This window comes from Synechococcus sp. RSCCF101, assembly GCF_008807075.1.
GTDB lineage: Bacteria > Cyanobacteriota > Cyanobacteriia > PCC-6307 > Cyanobiaceae > RSCCF101.
The window spans coordinates 2,368,078-2,390,897 of the sequence record NZ_CP035632.1 but is presented as its reverse complement, the minus strand read 5'-3'; the positions used below and the strand labels follow the sequence as shown (position 1 = coordinate 2,390,897).

Sequence of the window (22,820 nt, the reverse complement as noted above, 5' to 3'; positions counted from 1 at the left end):
AGCGAATGTGACGCTCCCCTGAGCAGGGGCTGCAGCGATGACTCTGGCCAGCCGGCAGACCCTGCAGCGCCTGGCCATTCCCGTCGGTCTGGCCCCGCTGCTGCTGGCCGCCAGCCTCGGCAGCGGTGTCGCCCGGGCCGGTGAGATCAAGGGGGCCTCCGGCCTCCAGAGTCTCGGCTCGGTCATCAACGGCATCCGCAACGGCTCCTGCACCGCCGGTCACTGCTCCATCACCGGTGGCACCGGCGCCGGCAGCAACCTCTTTCACCGCTTCGAAAAATTCGATACACGCGGCTCCATCAGCGGTGCCTCGATCAACAACGATTCCTTCTCCAACGTCATCGTCGGCGTCATCGATCCCGCCGGCAGCTTCATCAACAAGATGGTCGCCCTCTCCAGCAAGGGCAATCTCTTCTGGCTCTCTCCCGGCGGCATCTCCCTCACCGCCGGTGGCGGCTTCACCAACGTCGCCACACTCCAGCTCAGCACCGCCACCACACTCGCCGTCGGCTCCGGTTTCTTTGACGTCTACGGCAGCACCGCCTCACAGGTCGCCGGTCTCCGCGGCATCCCCATCCCAGGCTCACCTGGCCTGAGCACCGATCCCGCCAGCCTTTCCGCCATCGGCCTCTCGGCCAACGGAGACCTGACCATCGACGATGGCCTGCTCACCGTTGATCACTCCCTCCTCCTCGATTCACAGGGCGGTCATCTCCTCCTTAACGCCAGCAGCCTCTCCGCAGACGGCGGAACGATCGCCCTGGCCGGACGCTCCGTCTCGCTCGAGTCCTCCAGCCTCGATGTCAGCAATGACATCGGCAGCGGTGGATCGGTGTCGATCGATGCGGCTGACATCGTCATCGCCTCCAGCTCCATCAACGCCAGTGGCGCCACCGCCGGCGGCTCCATCTCCATCGCCGCCACGGGCAGCGTCAACCTCAGCGATTCCGATCTGACCGCCATCGGGGGGGATGGCTCCCTCCCCCTCCCCGGCGGAGCAGGCGGAGACGACACCACACAGACCGCCGACGCCGACACCACGGCAGAGAGCACCGATGCCTCTGCGACCGCAACGGCCGCAGAGGACAACGGCAGATCCACAGAGTCGAGCCAGACCACCCCATCAACAGCAGAGACCGAGACCGCCCCCGGCGCCGATGAACCCGACGCCTCCACAACGGTGAGCACAGGCGAGCCCGAGCCCAAGCCCGAGCCCGAGCCCGAGCCACAGGACACTCCACAGCTGGACACCCAACCGTCCACCGCCGAGGCCAGCGCAGCCACAGACCCTGACCCTGACCCTTCCGGCAGTCTCCCCGGCAGCAGCACCGAAACGGACGGCTCGGCTCGCAACGACGCGGCCCCGGCCGCACCGGACACCGCAGACGCCCCAGCGCCGGGCGGCACGATCCGCATCAGCGGGGCCGACATCGCCATCACCGGCGGCAGCCTGGATGCCTCCGGCAGCACGGACAGCGGACAGATCGCCACCGACTCCTCCTCCGCCAGCACATGGAGCCCCTCGCTGCAGAGCACCGGTCTGGCAACACAGATGGATCAGGCCATCGGAGAGGCCACCGATCCCGCTTCGCCAGATCCGCTGCTCCAGCAGGAAGACAACACATCCACTCAAACCAGCCTCAGCCCTGAGCCCACGGCTCCAGCAACAGAGAGCAGCACGACGCTCGTCTCACAGGCCGGCGGCAGCGCCGAGGCAACGACACCAGACATCCCGGCCGCTGCGGAACCGGCAGACGAACCCGAACCGGCAACAACAGCGGATGCAGCAGAACCGGCCGGCGGGGCCATCACGCTCCAGGCCGCAGACACCCTCACCCTCACCGGCGCCACCCTCACCGCCAACGGCTCAGGGTCCCAGGCCCGCGGCGGCTCGATCCTCCTGGAAGCAGACGCCATCGCCCTGGCCGCCAGCTCCATCGATGCCAGTGGCACCGCCGCAGGCGGCACCGTTCGGATCGGTGGCGGACGGCGCGGTGAGGACACCTCCATCCGCAATGCCTCCACCCTCACGGCCGGTGCCGACACCACCATCAGCGTTGAGGCCACAACCGCTGGCGATGGCGGTGAGCTGATCCTCTATGCCTCAGACGTCGCCTCCATCGATGCGCAGCTCTCCGCCACAGGCGGGACCGACTCCGGTGACGGCGGCTTCATTGAAACCTCCGCCGGCTTCCTCTCCGTCACCCAGGCTCCGGATATCTCCGCAACCAACGGCAACGCAGGCACGTGGCTCATTGATCCCTACAACATCGACATCGTCGCCGGGACAACCGACTCATTCATCACACCCGTCACGGGCCCAACGTACTTCGGGAATGGTCCCGGCACGACCAACAGCCAACTCAGCGTCGGCACCCTGAACGCAGCTCTAGATCTGGGTGGCACGGTGACCGTGGACACTCAGGGCGCCCCGTCCACACCCGCCGGCAACATCCGCATCCTCGCGCCGATCAGCACCACGGCAGGCTCCGCAGGCGCCACGCTGGTTTTCTTCGCGGACGGCAACATTCAGCTGGCTGCCGACATCACCTCAACCACCAATCCACTCAATGTGGAGTTCATCGTCGATGCTGACAACAGCTCAGGCGGAGAGACCTTCCAGTGGTCCAGCGGCACCCTGGATCTCATGGGCGGTACAGCCAAAGCACTGACTGGAGATCCGGCAACAGATGGGCCAACCGTCATCAACGGCGCGGCTGTCGTGGCCAGCAACACCACCTTCCAAACCGGAACCACGTCTCTCGCCACCACATCGCTGACGGTCGACGGCGCCTACAACGACCTCAACGGCTTCTCCATGTCCGGTGGAACGCTGACGGGCAGCGGAGACATCACCCTCTCGGGCAACAACACCTGGAGCGGTGGAACCATCACGGGAACAGGCAATCTCACCGTGTCGGGACCGATCTCCATCTCCGGCAATCCAGCTCTGGATGGACGTACCCTCACCCACACCAACGCTGGCGGCACATCGGTGTTCTCCTCCGGCGCTCAGCTGGACATCAACAACGGCGCCACCTTCCTCAATGCAGCTGGCGCCAGCCTCGCATTCAATGCCACAACCGGCAACTCTGTCGTCTTGGACCACGACAGCGGCATCACAGGGAGCTTCAACAATCTTGGAATCCTGAACAAAACGGGCGCGGGCACAATGGAGGTGGCGTCGGGACTCTTCACCGGCGACCTCGCTTTCACCAATTCCGGCGTATTCAACATCAACGGAGGGACCGTCAACCTGGGAGGGAGCGGCGGAACAAGCTCCGGCACGTTCAATCTCTCCCCTGGGACAGAATTGAACATCAGCGCCGGCTCGCACGTTCTGTCGGGTTCCGCTTCAGGCAACGGCACGCTGGGGACATCAGGCGGCACGCTGACACTGGACACCGGCTTCTCACTTGATGGCGGCAGCACCATCGGACTTTCGGTGAGCGGCGGCACCCTGAATGCCAACACCTCGAGCCCACTGGCCCCCAGCGGAGGCGTCACCATCTCTGATGGAACACTTACGGGAACGGGAGGTATTTTCGTTTCGGGCACCACCGACTGGTCCGGCGGCATCCTCTCTGGGTCCGGCTATTTCGGCGCCGGAGGATCGCTGCTGATTTCCGGCAACCCCACCCTCTCGGGCCGAACGCTGACTCACGCCAATGCTGGGCCGGGGTCTGTGCTCGCCTCGGGCGGCCAATTGGACATCGACGACGGCGGCACCTTCCTCAACAACACCGGAGCCAGCTTCGCCATTGATGCGGCGACGAGCAGCACCGCTGCTCTGGATCACGACAATGGTGCCACGGGCACCTTCACCAACCTCGGCACCCTCACCAAAACCGGTGCCGGCACCCTGGAAGTCGCCTCCGGTGTCTTCACTGGCGACCTCGTCTTCAGTAACGCTGGCACCTTCAACATCACCGCAGGCACCGTCAATCTCGGCGGCAGCGATGGAAGCAGCACCGGAGCCTTCAACCTCACCTCCGGAGCCACACTCGGCCTGCCCAGCAGCACCCTCACTCTCGCCTCCTCCAGCACGATCGGTGGTGAAGGAACGGTCGCCATTAGCGGAGGCACGCTGAACACGGCCGATGCGCCCACCATCGCCACCAACGTCTCCCTCAGCTCAGGAACGCTCACCAGCACAGCGCCCACAACCCTGTCCGGAGAGATCAACTGGAGCGGCGGCACGATTTCAGGATCAGGTGGACTCACCGCGTCAGGACCCCTGACGATCTCGGGCACCACGTTCCTCGACGGACGCACCCTCACCCACACCAACGCGTCAGGCACCTCCTCCCTGGTGTCCGGGGGTCAGCTCAACATCGACAACGGCGGCAGCTTCATCAACGATGCCGCTGCCAGCTTCACCATTGATGCGGCGGCGAGCAGCACCGCTGCTCTGGATCACGACAACGGCGCCACGGGCAGCTTCACCAACCTCGGCACCCTCACCAAAACCGGTGCCGGCACCCTGGAAGTCGCCTCCGGTGTCTTCACTGGTGATCTCGTCTTCAGCAACGACGGCACCTTCAACATCACCGCAGGCACCGTCAATCTGGGCGGCAGCGATGGAACCAGCACCGGAGCCTTCAACCTCACCTCCGGCACCACACTGGGCCTGCCCAGCAGCGTCCTGACCCTTGCCCCCTCAAGCACGATCGGTGGTGAAGGAACGGTCGCCATCAGCGGAGGCACGCTGAACACCGCGACGGTTCCCTCCCTCACCACCGATGTTGCGCTCAGCGCTGGAACCCTCACCAACAGTGGGGCCACATCAATCACCGGCGGACTCACCTGGAGCGGCGGCACCGTGTCAGGGACAGGCGGCTTCACAGTCAACGGTCCTCTCGCGATCCTGAGCACTGTCACGGTTGATAGCAGCAGCCTGACCCACACCAACGCCTCTGGCACCTCCAGCCTCGCCTCGGGCTCTCAGCTCAACCTCAACAACAACGCCTCCTTCATCAACGACACAGGCGCTGTCTTCTCCTTCCCCGTCTCAGGCACCGCCACCTCCTTCCTCGACATCGACGCAGGCACAGCAAGCACCTTCACCAACAACGGCACCCTCAACAAATCAGGTACAGGCACGCTCGAAACCTTCGGCGGCGTCGCCTTCAACAACAACGGCTCCGTCTCCATCACAGAAGGCACCCTCCGCCTCAACGGCAGCGGCGGCGGCACCAGCACAGGCTCCTTCGCCATCGCCTCCGGCGCCTCCCTCACCGCCGTCAACGGCAACCACACCTTCTCCGGCTCCGCCACCGGCTCCGGCACCCTCGGCACCTCCGCTGGCTCCGCCTCCCTCACCCTCGCCGATCCCTTCTCCTTCGAGCCGGCAGGCACCCTCTCCATCGACGTCAGCAGCGGCACGCTCGCCGTCAACACCTCCAATCCCGTCAACGCCGCATCCCTCTCCCTCTCCGGCGGCACACTCACCGGCTCCACTGACATCGCCTTCAGCGGCTCCTCCACCTTCTCCGGAGGCACCATCGCCGGCACGGGCAACGTCACCTTCGCCGGTCCGCTCGCCATCTCCACCAGCGCACCGTCCATCGACGCCCGCACCGTCACACACACCAACGCCTCTGGCACCTCCAGCCTCGCCTCGGGCTCTCAGCTCAACCTCAACAACAACGCCTCCTTCATCAACGACACAGGCGCTGTCTTCTCCTTCCCCGTCTCAGGCACCGCCACCTCCTTCCTCGACATCGACGCAGGCACAGCAAGCACCTTCACCAACAACGGCACCCTCAACAAATCAGGTACAGGCACGCTCGAAACCTTCGGCGGCGTCGCCTTCAACAACAACGGCTCCGTCTCCATCACAGAAGGCACCCTCCGCCTCAACGGCAGCGGCGGCGGCACCAGCACAGGCTCCTTCGCCATCGCCTCCGGCGCCTCCCTCACCGCCGTCAACGGCAACCACACCTTCTCCGGCTCCGCCACCGGCTCCGGCACCCTCGGCACCTCCGCTGGCTCCGCCTCCCTCACCCTCGCCGATCCCTTCTCCTTCGAGCCGGCAGGCACCCTCTCCATCGACGTCAGCAGCGGCACGCTCGCCGTCAACACCTCCAATTCCGTCAACGCCGCATCCCTCTCCCTCTCCGGCGGCACACTCACCGGCTCCACTGACATCGCCTTCAGCGGCTCCTCCACCTTCTCCGGAGGCACCATCGCCGGCACGGGCAACGTCACCTTCGCCGGTCCGCTCGCCATCTCCACCAGCGCACCGTCCATCGACGCCCGCACCGTCACACACACCAACGCCTCTGGCACCTCCAGCCTCGCCTCGGGCTCTCAGCTCAACCTCAACAACAACGCCTCCTTCATCAACGACACAGGCGCTGTCTTCTCCTTCCCCGTCTCAGGCACCGCCACCTCCTTCCTCGACATCGACGCAGGCACAGCAAGCACCTTCACCAACAACGGCACCCTCAACAAATCAGGTACAGGCACGCTCAGCGTCTTCGGTGCTGTGGCCCTGAACAACCAGGGCACGATCAACCTGTTGGAGGGCACATTCGCTGCAGGCAGCACCTTCACCCAGGCCGGCACCGTTGACCTGGCTACCGGCACCACTCTTTCCGCCTCCACCAGCTTCACCAACAACGGCACCATCAGCGGCCTGGGAACCATCGATCTCGGTGGCACGGGCACCCTCACCAATGAGGGCACCCTCGCTCCGGGTGGAACCGGAACAGCCGGCACCCTGACCATCAGCGGCAACCTGCAGCAGGCGGCAGAAGGATCCCTGGCGCTGGATCTCGGTGGCACGGGTCTCGGTCAGTCGGACCGGATCGACATCAGCGGCACGACAGGCCTCGACGGCTCGCTCGACTCCTCTTTGATCAATAGCTACGTGCCCAGCGACGCTGACCAGATCACCCTGCTGCAAAGCACGGGCGCCATCAGCGGCAGCTTCAGTGCGCTGAACGTGCCTGACGGCTTCTCCGCCCAGACGGACAACACGCCCACACCCTCCACCTTCGACCTGCTGTTCTCCGCGGCTGCGCCCTGCAGCGTGGACATCTGCTGGGACGGCGGCGGGGCCGACAACTTCTGGAGCACAGAGGAGAACTGGAGCACCGATCTGCTCCCCGGTCAGAGCGACCGGGTGGCCCTCGAGCTCACCGGTGGCGCCTCCGTGCTCTTCGATCCCACGGCAGCCGGCGCAGCCAGCAGCTCGGTCACCATCACCTCCCTGTTCTCCACTGGTGACAACAGCCTCACCATCAGCAGCGGGGCCCTCTCGATCGGGGAGAACTCCACCTTCAACGGCGCCGTGACCATCAGTGGCGGCAGCCTGGCCAGCTCAGGCGACACGGAACTGGCCGGGCCGGTGGACTGGAGTGACGGCACGATCGCCCAGGGTTCCGGCTACTTCGGAGGTGGCGGCTCCTTCACCATGTCCGGCCCCCTCTCCATCTCGGGCACCCCCAGCCTCGATGGCATCACCCTCACCCACACCAACAGCTCCGGCGCCTCCACCGTTGCCTCCGGATCCACGCTCACAGTCGGCAATGGAGCCAGCCTGATCAACGCCAGTGGAGCCAGCCTGACGCTGCCGGTGTCGGGTACCGCCACCACCAGCATCCAGAGCTTCGGGTCGGGAGCCCCTGCCGCCGGGACGTTCTCCAACGCCGGAACGCTGACCAAATCCGGCAGCGGCAGTGTCTCGATCGGCGGCAGCACCGCCTTCACCTTCAACAACCAGGGAGCCACCGCCATCGGCGAGGGAAGCGTCCTGCTCGCAGGCACGGGCGGCAGCCACCCTGGGAGTTTCACCATCAGCAACGGGGCCAGCCTGGACATCGCGGGTGGCGCCCAGGCCCTTTCCGCGACCAGCTCCATCGGGGGGGCCGGCCAGCTCAGCCTCAGCGGCGGCAGCCTGACCAGTGGTGGCGCATCAACCATCGACAGCGCCGTGGCCATCAGCGGCGGCAGCCTCAACCTCACCGGCGGCAGCCTTGAACTGCGAGGGCCGCTGAACTGGTCGGGCGGCACTATCGACGGCAGTGCTCCCTCCGCCGGACCACTCACCGTGTCGGGTGCTCTCTCCATCTCCGGCAACCCGGACCTCAGCGGTGGCTCGCTCATTCACACCAACGCCAGCGGCATCTCCGGAATCGCCTCGGGAACCACATTCCAGGTCGGCAACGGTGCCAGCTTCAGCAATGCCTCCGGCGCGTCCCTCTCGGTTCTTGCCAACGCCGGCACCACCACCTCGATCGAAAGCTTCGGGACGGGACCACTGGCGGCCGGCAGCTTCATCAATGACGGCACACTCACCAAAACGGGGGCTGGCACTCTTGAGATCAGTTCGAACACCGCCCTCGCTGTCACCAATGCCGGCACCACATCCATTGATGCGGGAACCATCCGAGTCGATGGCAGCGAGTTCACTCAGTCGGGGCTGATCAACCTCGACACCGGAACCACCCTCAGCGTCAGCGGCGATCTCACCAACGCCGGCACCATCCAGGGTGACGGCACGGTAGAGGTCATCTTCAACACGCTCACCAACAACGGTGTGATCGCACCGGGCGGCACCGGCAGCGCCGGCACCCTCACCATCAACGGCGATCTGCAACAGGGTCCCGCAGGTACTCTCCAGATCGAGTTGGGAGGCACCGGCACTGGGGAATCCGATGGACTCGAGGTGGGCGGGACAGCCTTCCTCCTCGGCAACCTCAACGCGAGCCTGATCAACGGCTACACCCCGGCCGACGGCGATCAGATCGTTGTGCTGAGAAGTGGCACCTCAACCCCGCCCGGCTCCATCACCACGGATCTAACCGAATCCATCCCCACCGGCTTCAGCAGCCAGATCGACAACGGCTCTTCGCCCTCCACCCTCAGCCTGGTGTTCGCTGGTGGCGGCGATGTCTGCAGCGGCACGATCTGCTGGGACGGGGGCGGCACTGACAACTTCTGGAGCAATCCACAGAACTGGGACACCGATCTGCTGCCCACCAGCGCCGATCAGGTTGCCCTTGAACTCAGCGGCGGTGCCTCCATTCTCTTCGATCCCGTTGGCGCCGGGGCCGCCAGCACCTCCGTCTCCATCGCCAGCCTCTTCTCCAGCGCAGACAACACGCTCACGATCGCCAGCGGCACCCTCACCATCGACGGACCTGCTTCCTCCACCCTCAACGGTGCCCTCACACTCCAGGCACCCCCGGCCACCCAGACCGCACCACTCCTGTCGGGCATGGGTGATCTCACGCTCGCCGGCACGACCGTCTGGAGCGGCGGCACCATCGATGGCACCGGCGCGCTCACCATCAGCGGGCCTCTCACCGTCTCCGGTACGCCGAGACTCGATGGGCGCAGCCTCTCCCACACCAATGGCTCCGGCACATCCAGCCTGGCGTCAGGGACACAACTCACGCTCGACAACGGTGCCGCCTTCATCAACGACAGCGGCGCGGTGCTGAACGCTCCTGTGCAGGCCGGCGAGGTCACGCGGGTGACGCAGAACATCGTCACCGGAGGCGTGTACACCTTCGAGAACAGGGGCACGCTAACGAAGGGCGGACCTTCGACTCTGGAGTTCGGTCCCGATGGAATCTTCACGTTCAACCTGAACAACAGCGGCTCCTTCGCGATTGAAGGGGGCATCGTTGTGATCGCAGGCAACGGCCAGTTCGCTCAGACCGGCTCCATCGATCTGGCCAGCGGAGTGAATCTGAGATTTGAGGACACAACCTTCACCAATGACGGACTGATCAGTGGCGACGGCGTCATTGCGCTGGGCACCGGCACCCTCACCAACCAAGGAAACCTCTCACCGGGTGGTGTCGGCACTGCAGGCGCCATCACCATCAGCGGCGACCTGATCCAAGGTAGTGAGGGGGGGCTTGAGCTGGACATCGGGGGCGCCGGCTTCGGCAACGGTTCGGACAGGCTCGTTGTCACCGGCAGCACCACACTGGATGGCTCACTTGATTCCACCCTGATCAACGGGTTCTCTCCGACCGATGGTGATCAGGTGTCCGTCCTTCAGGGCAATCTGGGCATCACAGGCGACTTCTCGGCCACCAACCTCCCCGACGGCTTCACCACGGAAATAGACAACAGCTCCACCCCCGGCTGGCTGCGCCTCAACTTCTCCGGTGGTGGTGGCGCCACCTGCAGCGGCACCATCTGCTGGGACGGCGGCGGCACTGACGACTTCTGGAGCAACCCTCAGAACTGGAACACCGATCTGCTGCCCACCAGCTCCGATCAGGTCGCCCTGGAACTCACAGGTGGCGCTTCGATTCTGTTTGACCCGATTGGGGCCGGTGCCACCTCCTCCTCGGTCTCCATCGCCAGCCTCTTCTCCACGTCCGACAACTCCCTCACTCTCGCCAGCGGCAGCCTCTCCATCGACGGACCCACCGCCTCCACGCTCAACGGTGCCCTCACACTCCAGGCTCCTCCGCCAACCCAGACCGCGCCCCTGCTCTCCGGCACGGGTGATCTCACCCTCGCCGGCAGCACAACCTGGAGCGGCGGCACCATCGACGGCACCGGTGCTCTCAACATCAGCGGACCGCTGACCATCTCCGGCACGCCCGGCCTCACCGGACGCACCCTCACCCACACCAATGCCTCCGGCTCCTCCTCCATCGCCGCAGGCACCCAACTCCGCACCAGCCTCGGCGGGTCCTTCGTCAACGCCAACACCGCTCAACTCACCCTCAACACCGCCGCTGGTTCGGACTCCCTCTTCGATGAGGTGATCACCAGTCCCTCCTCCCCACAGGCCTCCTTCTCCAACCAAGGCACCCTCACCAAAACAGGTGATGGCAGCTTCCGCTTCGGGTTGACAGGGGATATCGCCCTCGACAACCAGGGCAGCTTCTCCATCGATGGCGGCTCCGTCATCGTCAACTCCGGCTCCACGCTCACCCAGGCCGGGCTGATCAACCTGAACAACAGCGCCACCCTCGAGGTGCGCGATGGCTTCACCAACACCAGCTTCATCACCGGCAACGGCACCATCAACCTCAACGGCAACACCCTCCTCAACCAGGGCACCATCGCTCCGGCAGGGGATGACGAGCCCATCGGTTTCCTCTTCATCAACGGCAACCTCGATCAATCCCCCACCGGCCAGCTCCTGCTCGACCTCGGCGGCGTCGGGGATGACCCCAGCCCCTCCGACCGCATCGAGGTCAGCGGTCAGGCGACTCTCGCCGGACAGCTCACCGCCTCCCTCACACCCGCCTACAGCCCCAGCAACGGTGATCAGATCACCGTTCTCTCCAGCGACGGCGGCCTCAGCGGCAGCTTCTCAACCGAAACCCTCCCCACAAACTTCTCCTCCCAGGTCAACACCTCCAGCACCCCCCAGACCCTCGCCCTCCTCTTCTCCTCCGCTCCCGGCTGCAGCAACGGCACCATCTGCTGGGACGGTGGCGGTGACGACAACTTCTGGAGCAATCCCCAGAACTGGAACACCGATCTCCTGCCCACCAGCTCCGATCAGGTCGCCCTCGATCTCTCAGGCGGTGCCTCCATCCTCTTTGACCCCGTCGCTGCAGCCAGCCTGAACAGCACCGCGGCGGTCACCTCGATCAGCAACGCCACCGCCCTCACCACCTCCGGCTTCTCCGTCTCCATCGCCAGCCTCTTCTCCACCACAGACAACGCCCTCTCCATCGCCAGCGGCAGCCTCGCCGTCGCCGGCTCCTCTTCCCTCAGCGGTGATCTCTCCCTCACCGGCGGCACTCTCCTCGCCACAGGCGGACTCGCCGCCAGCAACCTCTCCATCACCGGTGCCGCCACCGGCTCACCACTCCTCACCGGCACCGGCACACTCGCCGTCTCCGATGGCTTCTCCCAGCAGGGCGGCACCATCAGCGGCTTCTCCACCATCGCCCTCTCCAACGCCGCCTCCACCACTCCCCTCACACTCAGCGGCGGCGCCTCGATCCTCTCGCCCGGCGCCGTCGTCGCCCTCGAGAGCCCCTCACAACCCCTCAACCTCAACACCGCCTCCATCGATGTCAGTGGTGCCGCCTCCGGCGGCGTCATCGTTCTCGATGCTCCCTCCATCAACCTCTCCAACACTCAGCTCAACACCTCCGGCACCATCACCGACGGCGGCACCATCGCCATCGGTCTCAACGCTCCCTTCCCAAGCAGCGTCCTGATCGACGGCAGTTCCCTCATCGCGGATCCGCCGGCCCTCGGCGGCACCATCAGCATCGACGGAAGCTCCATCGATCTCCGCAACTCCACCCTCAACGTCTTCGGCATCGACGGCGGCTCCCTCGCCATCGGCTCACCAGGCACCAACAGCCTCAGCCTCGATGCCGCCACCACTCTCGAGCTCGGACCCGGCGCCCCGCCACCCAGCTTCACCGTCGGACCCGGCGGCACCCTCTCCAACGACGCCACCGTCACCATCCTTCCCCTCCCAACTCCACCGACTCCCTCACCAACACCCACTCCCACTCCGATCGATCCGGCACCGCCCATCACGCCCACTCCACCGCTCCCACCCAGCGGCGGCACTCCCACACCGCCATCACCCGCACCCGCACCGGATCCCATCCCGCCCGTTCCGCCGGCCGCCGTCACACCGCCCGACGCTCCGGACACTCCGGACACTCCCGATCCCCTGAACCCGCTCGAGACTCCCGAGCTCGTCGAGATCCTCCTCGACTCACCCGTCGTCAACGTCGTTGTCAACACACAGGTCGAGCAGCAGCCCCTCCGCAAGCAGGAGACCGATCCCGCCGCTCCCAAGGAGGCACCCCAGCCGCTCACCAGCGATCTCGACGACGCTCAGCAACCCTCACCGGTCGATCTCAACCTCGAGGAAAGCGACCTCTTCCTCACGGGCACACTCCTCACCTCCACCACCGACACCACATCCACCGCTCTCCAGGTCGACAGCGAGGACAGTGACGTCCTCTCCGGCGCCCTCGATGCCGCCACAGACACCGACGCAGACACCCTCACCTCCGACATCACACGACGCAGCCAGGACGCACTCCTCAACGCCGATCCCCTCGAGCAGTCCCTCAACGCACGCACACGCACCTCCTTCCAGGACGGCTCCTCCCTCAGCGGTGACATCCAGTCCGTCACAGGCAGCATCGATGAACGGCTCGCCGCCATCAACAGCGTCGTCGATGTGCTCGTGCTCACCCCCGCCGAAACCAGCGAGACCTACAGCGAATCCGAACGCCGCGCCGCCATCGAGGCCGCCGCAAAACTCGGCCTCATCAAAACCACGGGCGACTCCGACACCAACACCCCCGAGGACAGCAGCTCCCTCCGCATCGCCGTCCCCTCCTTTGACGTGCTCCAGCAGCTCCTCAATGCCGTCATCCAGTCCGTTCGCTCTACAGGACCAGGCTCGCCCTGATCACACCTGATGCCGATGCAGACAGGGTGAGCCACCACGCCTGTTCTCCGGACGGCCCAACGCGGGTAGCTTGACCTCATGCGATGCATGGCCCCGATCGGGCTGCACTGGACATGAGCCCGGACCTGTGGCAGCGCCCCCTCCGGAGGGTTGTCCCCATCGGCCTGGTGGCCGCCCTCGCCGGAGCTGCCCTGTCGGCAGCTCCTCCCAGCAGGGCCGGTGAGATCAAGGGTGCCTCCGGCCTCCAGAGTCTCGGCTCCGTCATCAACGGCATCCGCAACGGCTCCTGCACCGCCGGTCACTGCTCCATCACCGGTGGCACCGGCGCCGGCAGCAACCTCTTTCACCGTTTCGAAAAATTCGATACACGCGGCTCCATCAGCGGTGCCTCGATCAACAACGATTCCTTCTCCAACGTCATCGTCGGCGTCATCGATCCCGCCGGCAGCTTCATCAACAAGATGGTCGCCCTCTCCAGCAAGGGCAATCTCTTCTGGCTCTCTCCCGGCGGCATCTCCCTCACCGCCGGTGGCGGCTTCACCAACGTCGCCACACTCCAGCTCAGCACCGCCACCACACTCGCCGTCGGCTCCGGTTTCTTTGACGTCTACGGCAGCACCGCCTCACAGGTCGCCGGTCTCCGCGGCATCCCCATCCCAGGCTCACCTGGCCTGAGCACCGATCCCGCCAGCCTTTCCGCCATCGGCCTCTCGGCCAACGGAGACCTGACCATCGACGATGGCCTGCTCACCGTTGATCACTCCCTCCTCCTCGATTCACAGGGCGGTCATCTCCTCCTTAACGCCAGCAGCCTCTCCGCAGACGGCGGAACGATCGCCCTCGCCGGACGCTCCGTCTCGCTCGAGTCCTCCAGCCTCGATGTCAGCAATGACATCGGCAGCGGTGGATTGGTGTCGATCGATGCCGCTGACATCGTCATCACCTCCAGCTCCATCAACGCCAGTGGCGCCACCGCCGGCGGCTCCATCTCCATCGCCGCCACGGGCAGCGTCAACCTCAGCGATTCCGATCTGACCGCCATCGGAGGGGATGGCAGTGGTGGAGAGGGCAGCAGCGGCGGGCAACCGGCAGGAGAGGCGGCACCGGACACCGCAGAACCTCTCGTCGCCAATCCGGCACAGGCGACAGAGAACGATGCGCTGGCCGTGGAACCCACCGCGGCGACATCGACCGGGGGTGGGGACACGGCTGATGCAGAGCCCGCGGAGGTGCCGGCACCGGCGCAGGAGGCTCAGGACAGAGCGGACTCAGCACAGGTCGCTGCATCGGATGCCGCTCCTTCCGCACCTCCAGCCGATGCACCCGGTACGGGTCTCACCGCAGAGGACGCGGAGGCAACAGAGGCGGCGCCGACCGCCGAGGCCTCCCTCAACGCCCCCGTCAGGGGCGGCGCGGAAGCTCCGGCCTCCGCCGCGCCCCCGGCCACCGCCTCCGCGCCGGGTGGATCCATCGCCATCGCTGCCGCTGACATCACCATCTCCGGCGGACGCCTCGACGCCTCCGGCGCCACCGCCGGCACCAGCAGCACCGGCAGCGGCGCCGTCCGCACCGACACCACAACCGCCGGCAGCTGGAGCCGATCGCTCCAGAGCACCGGTCTGGTCAGCCAGATGGATCAGGCCCTCAGCCAGCAGGACGCCCGTCCCGCAGTGCCCGATCCCGCCGCGGCAGAGCCCCTCACTGCAGACACCCTGGTCGGTGGTGACGCCATGCCGGCAGCACCCTCGCAGCAGCAGACCGCCTCACCTGCACCAGACGCTCCAGTCACTGCCACTGCCACTGCCACTGCCACTGCCACTGCAGCCAGCTCAGACCCGGCAACCCCGCCCGCTGCCCAGCCGGCCGGCTCAGACGAAACAACCACAACAACAACAGCAGCAGCGGCAGCACCGACGCCCGCCGCAGCCATGGCGGCACCCCAACCGCTGCCCGGCGGTGGTGACATCACCCTCCAGGCCGCAGACACCCTCACCCTCACCGGCGCCACCCTCACCGCCAGCGGCTCAGGGCCCCAGGCCCGCGGCGGCTCGATCCTCCTGGAAGCAGGCGCCATCGCCCTGGCCGCCAGCTCCATCGATGCCAGTGGCACCACCGGTGGTGGCCACATCCAGATCGGTGGCGGACGGCGCGGTGAGGACACCTCCATCCGCAATGCCTCCACCCTCACGGCCAGTGCCGACACCACCATCAGCGTTGAGGCCACAACCGCTGGCGATGGCGGTGAGCTGATCCTCTATGCCTCAGACGTCGCCTCCATCGATGCGCAGCTCTCCGCCACAGGCGGTGCCGACTCCGGTGACGGCGGCTTCATTGAAACCTCCGCCGGACTCCTCAGTGTCACCCAGGCACCGGACACATCAGCCGCCAACGGCAATGCAGGTACATGGCTCATTGATCCCTACAACATCGAGATTGTCAGTGGGTCTGCTCTGACCAACATCAGGGTGGATCCGGAGCCTCCACCATTTGTCGGCAGTGGCAGTGGAGCCGTCAGCCAGATCGGGGCTGACCTAATCGTGAGTGCGCTGGAGCCGGGAGGCACCGTAATCGTTGACAGTCAGGGAAACACAGGCAGCGGGAGCGGCACGATCAGGATCACGGCAGCCATTGAGGCAGAACCAGTCAGCGCGGCCGCGCTCGAGTTCATCGCCACGGGCTGGATTGATCTCAATGCCGACATCAAATCAACACGACAGCCGCTGGATGTCGTTTTTACCTCCGACGTGGATAATAGTGGAAATGAAGGCACACGCTGGATTTCGGGAACGCTTGATTTGAACGGTGGCGAAGCGACCGTGACTCAAGGCGGGAGCCGATCCCCCGGCACCCTTGTACTGGGAGGTTCAACCGCCGGCGTAGCTACAGGAACCAGCGTGAGATCGGGCGATCTCGTGCTTCAAAGCGCCACGATTGTTGGCGGTGGCAGCATAACAGCGTCCGAACAACTGGCGATGTCCGGGAGCAACCTCCTGGATGGTGCGCAACTCATTCATACCAACACCTCGGAACTCAATCGCTCCGCACTTCAGGTCGGCACCACCTTCAACATCAACAACGCCGGGCAGTTCATCAACGACACCGGCGCCATCCTCGACCTGGCAGCCACACTCTCCTTCAGCCAGAACTCCTTCATCAACAACACCGCTGGTGATCCAGGCGTGTTCCTCAACCGCGGCACGCTCAACAAAACCGGCAATGCACTCGTCGGTATCGGCTCCGTCGGCGATGTCGTCTTCAACAACGACGGCCTCTTCAACATCTCCAGCGGAACCCTCCGCCTCGCCACCAACCCGAGCAGCATCTCCTCCGGCACATTCAACATCGCCAACGGCGCCACCCTCGCCGTTCCCAGCAGCGGCACACACACCCTCACCGCTGATGCCGTCATCACCGGCCCCGGAACACTCTCCTTGCAGGGAGGAAATCTCAACACCGACGCCAACTCAACGATCAACAGCAACGTCTCGATCGCAAACACCACTATTGGCGGAGAGGGCATCCTCACCATCTCCGGACCTCTCTCCATCGCGGGCATCAGCACCCTGGATGGCCGCACACTGGTTCATACCAACACCTCCAACCGCTCCGCACTTGAGGTCGGCACCACCTTCAACATCAACAACGCCGGGCAGTTCATCAACGACACCGGCGCCATCCTCGACCTGGCAGCCACACTCTCCTTCAGCCAGAACTCCTTCATCAACAACACCGCTGGTGATCCAGGCGTGTTCCTCAACCGCGGCACGCTCAACAAAACCGGCAATGCACTCGTCGAGATCGGCTCCGTCGGCGATGTCGTCTTCAACAACGACGGCCTCTTCAACATCTCCAGCGGAACCCTCCGCCTCGCCACCAACCCGAGCAGCATCTCCTCCGGCACATTCAACATCGCCAACGGCGCCACCCTCGCCGTTCCCAGCAGCGGCACACACACCCTCACCGCTGATGCCGTCATCACCGGCCCCGGAACACTCTCCTTGCAGGGAGGAAATCTCAACACCGACGCCAACTCAACGATCAACAGCAACGTCTCGATCGCAAACACCACTGTTGGCGGAGAGGGCATCCTCACCATCTCCGGACCTCTCTCCATCGCGGGCATCAGCACCCTGGATGGCCGCACACTGGTTCATACCAACACCTCGGAACTCAATCGCTCCGCACTTCAGGTCGGCACCACCTTCAACATCAACAACGCCGGGCAGTTCATCAACGACACCGGCGCCATCCTCGACCTGGCAGCCACACTCTCCTTCAGCCAGAACTCCTTCATCAACAACACCGCTGGTGATCCAGGCGTGTTCCTCAACCGCGGCACGCTCAACAAAACCGGCAATGCACTCGTCGGTATCGGCTCCGTCGGCGATGTCGTCTTCAACAACGACGGCCTCTTCAACATCTCCAGCGGAACCCTCCGCCTCGCCACCAACCCGAGCAGCATCTCCTCCGGCACATTCAACATCGCCAACGGCGCCACCCTCGCCGTTCCCAGCAGCGGCACACACACCCTCACCGCTGATGCCGTCATCACCGGCCCCGGAACACTCTCCTTGCAGGGAGGAAATCTCAACACCGACGCCAACTCAACGATCAACAGCAACGTCTCGATCGCAAACACCACTATTGGCGGAGAGGGCATCCTCACCATCTCCGGACCTCTCTCCATCGCGGGCATCAGCACCCTGGATGGCCGCACACTGGTTCATACCAACACCTCCAACCGCTCCGCACTTCAGGTCGGCACCACCTTCAACATCAACAACGCCGGGCAGTTCATCAACGACACCGGCGCCATCCTCGACCTGGCAGCCACACTCTCCTTCAGCCAGAACTCCTTCATCAACAACACCGCTGGTGATCCAGGCGTGTTCCTCAACCGCGGCACGCTCAACAGAACCGGCAATGCACTCGTCGAGATCGGCTCCGTCGGCGATGTCGTCTTCAACAACGACGGCCTCTTCAACATCTCCAGCGGAACCCTCCGCCTCGCCACCAACCCGAGCAGCATCTCCTCCGGCACATTCAACATCGCCAACGGCGCCACCCTCGCCGTTCCCAGCAGCGGCACACACACCCTCACCGCTGATGCCGTCATCACCGGCCCCGGAACACTCTCCTTGCAGGGAGGAAATCTCAACACCGACGCCAACTCAACGATCAACAGCAACGTCTCGATCGCAAACACCACTGTTGGCGGAGAGGGCATCCTCACCATCTCCGGACCTCTCTCCATCGCGGGCATCAGCACCCTGGATGGCCGCACACTGGTTCATACCAACACCTCGGAACTCAATCGCTCCGCACTTCAGGTCGGCACCACCTTCAACATCAACAACGCCGGGCAGTTCATCAACGACACCGGCGCCATCCTCGACCTGGCAGCCACACTCTCCTTCAGCCAGAACTCCTTCATCAACAACACCGCTGGTGATCCAGGCGTGTTCCTCAACCGCGGCACGCTCAACAAAACCGGCAATGCACTCGTCGGTATCGGCTCCGTCGGCGATGTCGTCTTCAACAACGACGGCCTCTTCAACATCTCCAGCGGAACCCTCCGCCTCGCCACCAACCCGAGCAGCATCTCCTCCGGCACATTCAACATCGCCAACGGCGCCACCCTCGCCGTTCCCAGCAGCGGCACACACACCCTCACCGCTGATGCCGTCATCACCGGCCCCGGAACACTCTCCTTGCAGGGAGGAAATCTCAACACCGACGCCAACTCAACGATCAACAGCAACGTCTCGATCGCAAACACCACTATTGGCGGAGAGGGCATCCTCACCATCTCCGGACCTCTCTCCATCGCGGGCATCAGCACCCTGGATGGCCGCACACTGGTTCATACCAACACCTCCAACCGCTCCGCACTTGAGGTCGGCACCACCTTCAACATCAACAACGCCGGGCAGTTCATCAACGACACCGGCGCCATCCTCGACCTGGCAGCCACACTCTCCTTCAGCCAGAACTCCTTCATCAACAACACCGCTGGTGATCCAGGCGTGTTCCTCAACCGCGGCACGCTCAACAAAACCGGTAGTGGGACCGTAACAATCGGCTCGGCTGGCGAAGTGGTCTTTCTCAACAACGGAACTTTGACCACTCTGGCCGGCTCAGTGGTTGACAACTCGATTCCACTTCCCTGTGCGGGAACGATTTGCTGGGATGCCGGTGGTGGATCTGATACCGCATGGGCAACAGCTGCGAACTGGACCACCGATGCCGTGCCAACGCTGAGCGATCAGGTGGAGTTGGCTTTTCCAGGCGGTGCATTCATCGATTTCGATCCCCAGAAGAGTGGCTCTCCCAACCCAGACGTCTCCATCACCAGCCTGAGGAGCGCCAGCGACAACGCCCTCTCCATCGCCAGTGGCTCTCTGTCCATTGAAGGCTCTCCTCCCTCGCAGCTTGATGGAGCGCTGATTCTGCTGGGGGGCAGCTTCGGAGGAGCCAGTGATCTCACCCTCGCCGGCAGCACAACCTGGAGCGGCGGCACCATCGACGGCACCGGTGCTCTCAACATCAGCGGACCGCTGACCATCTCCGGCACGCCCGGCCTCACCGGACGCACCCTCACCCACACCAATGCCTCCGGCTCCTCCTCCATCGCCGCAGGCACCCAACTCCGCACCAGCCTCGGCGGGTCCTTCGTCAACGCCAACACCGCTCAACTCACCCTCAACACCGCCGCTGGTTCGGACTCCCTCTTCGATGAGGTGATCACCAGTCCCTCCTCCCCACAGGCCTCCTTCTCCAACCAAGGCACCCTCACCAAAACAGGTGATGGCAGCTTCCGCTTCGGGTTGACAGGGGATATCGCCCTCGACAACCAGGGCAGCTTCTCCATCGATGGCGGCTCCGTCATCGTCAACTCCGGCTCCACGCTCACCCAGGCCGGGCTGATCAACCTGAACAACAGCGCCACCCTCGAGGTGCGCGATGGCTTCACCAACACCAGCTTCATCACCGGCAACGGCACCATCAACCTCAACGGCAACACCCTCCTCAACCAGGGCACCATCGCTCCGGCAGGGGATGACGAGCCCATCGGTTTCCTCTTCATCAACGGCAACCTCGATCAATCCCCCACCGGCCAGCTCCTGCTCGACCTCGGCGGCGTCGGGGATGACCCCAGCCCCTCCGACCGCATCGAGGTCAGCGGTCAGGCGACTCTCGCCGGACAGCTCACCGCCTCCCTCACACCCGCCTACAGCCCCAGCAACGGTGATCAGATCACCGTTCTCTCCAGCGACGGCGGCCTCAGCGGCAGCTTCTCAACCGAAACCCTCCCCACAAACTTCTCCTCCCAGGTCAACACCTCCAGCACCCCCCAGACCCTCGCCCTCCTCTTCTCCTCCGCTCCCGGCTGCAGCAACGGCACCATCTGCTGGGACGGTGGCGGTGACGACAACTTCTGGAGCAATCCCCAGAACTGGAACACCGATCTCCTGCCCACCAGCTCCGATCAGGTCGCCCTCGATCTCTCAGGCGGTGCCTCCATCCTCTTTGACCCCGTCGCTGCAGCCAGCCTGAACAGCACCGCGGCGGTCACCTCGATCAGCAACGCCACCGCCCTCACCACCTCCGGCTTCTCCGTCTCCATCGCCAGCCTCTTCTCCACCACAGACAACGCCCTCTCCATCGCCAGCGGCAGCCTCGCCGTCGCCGGCTCCTCTTCCCTCAGCGGTGATCTCTCCCTCACCGGCGGCACTCTCCTCGCCACAGGCGGACTCGCCGCCAGCAACCTCTCCATCACCGGTGCCGCCACCGGCTCACCACTCCTCACCGGCACCGGCACACTCGCCGTCTCCGATGGCTTCTCCCAGCAGGGCGGCACCATCAGCGGCTTCTCCACCATCGCCCTCTCCAACGCCGCCTCCACCACTCCCCTCACACTCAGCGGCGGCGCCTCGATCCTCTCGCCCGGCGCCGTCGTCGCCCTCGAGAGCCCCTCACAACCCCTCAACCTCAACACCGCCTCCATCGATGTCAGTGGTGCCGCCTCCGGCGGCGTCATCGTTCTCGATGCTCCCTCCATCAACCTCTCCAACACTCAGCTCAACACCTCCGGCACCATCACCGACGGCGGCACCATCGCCATCGGTCTCAACGCTCCCTTCCCAAGCAGCGTCCTGATCGACGGCAGTTCCCTCATCGCGGATCCGCCGGCCCTCGGCGGCACCATCAGCATCGACGGAAGCTCCATCGATCTCCGCAACTCCACCCTCAACGTCTTCGGCATCGACGGCGGCTCCCTCGCCATCGGCTCACCAGGCACCAACAGCCTCAGCCTCGATGCCGCCACCACTCTCGAGCTCGGACCCGGCGCCCCGCCACCCAGCTTCACCGTCGGACCCGGCGGCACCCTCTCCAACGACGCCACCGTCACCATCCTTCCCCTCCCAACTCCACCGACTCCCTCACCAACACCCACTCCCACTCCGATCGATCCGGCACCGCCCATCACGCCCACTCCACCGCTCCCACCCAGCGGCGGCACTCCCACACCGCCATCACCCGCACCCGCACCGGATCCCATCCCGCCCGTTCCGCCGGCCGCCGTCACACCGCCCGACGCTCCGGACACTCCGGACACTCCCGATCCCCTGAACCCGCTCGAGACTCCCGAGCTCGTCGAGATCCTCCTCGACTCACCCGTCGTCAACGTCGTTGTCAACACACAGGTCGAGCAGCAGCCCCTCCGCAAGCAGGAGACCGATCCCGCCGCTCCCAAGGAGGCACCCCAGCCGCTCACCAGCGATCTCGACGACGCTCAGCAACCCTCACCGGTCGATCTCAACCTCGAGGAAAGCGACCTCTTCCTCACGGGCACACTCCTCACCTCCACCACCGACACCACATCCACCGCTCTCCAGGTCGACAGCGAGGACAGTGACGTCCTCTCCGGCGCCCTCGATGCCGCCACAGACACCGACGCAGACACCCTCACCTCCGACATCACACGACGCAGCCAGGACGCACTCCTCAACGCCGATCCCCTCGAGCAGTCCCTCAACGCACGCACACGCACCTCCTTCCAGGACGGCTCCTCCCTCAGCGGTGACATCCAGTCCGTCACAGGCAGCATCGATGAACGGCTCGCCGCCATCAACAGCGTCGTCGATGTGCTCGTGCTCACCCCCGCCGAAACCAGCGAGACCTACAGCGAATCCGAACGCCGCGCCGCCATCGAGGCCGCCGCAAAACTCGGCCTCATCAAAACCACGGGCGACTCCGACACCAACACCCCCGAGGACAGCAGCTCCCTCCGCATCGCCGTCCCCTCCTTTGACGTGCTCCAGCAGCTCCTCAATGCCGTCATCCAGTCCGTTCGCTCTACAGGACCAGGCTCGCCCTGATCACACCTGATGCCGATGCAGACAGGGTGAGCCACCACGCCTGTTCTCCGGACGGC

Annotated in this window: 2 protein-coding genes; both read left to right on the top strand. The window is 65.0% G+C overall.

All coding sequences use genetic code 11. The features are described 5' to 3' along the window. Positions 1-37: 37 nt before the first annotated feature. Positions 38-13,381, top strand: coding sequence for a hypothetical protein (locus EVJ50_RS11510; protein ID WP_150884089.1), 13,344 nt, complete (start codon positions 38-40; stop codon positions 13,379-13,381). Positions 13,382-13,494: 113 nt separating this feature from the next. Further along, positions 13,495-22,764: a hypothetical protein gene (locus EVJ50_RS11505; RefSeq protein ID WP_150884088.1), complete on the top strand. Its 9,270-nt coding sequence runs from the start codon at positions 13,495-13,497 to the stop codon at positions 22,762-22,764. The last annotated feature ends 56 nt before the right edge of the window (positions 22,765-22,820 follow it).

Bases quoted from the DNA above. Each gene is read 5' to 3' on its own strand.
- EVJ50_RS11505 (WP_150884088.1), top strand. From the start codon at position 13,495: ATGAGCCCGGACCTGTGGCAGCGCCCCCTCCGGAGGGTTGTCCCCATC.
- EVJ50_RS11510 (WP_150884089.1), top strand. From the start codon at position 38: ATGACTCTGGCCAGCCGGCAGACCCTGCAGCGCCTGGCCATTCCCGTC.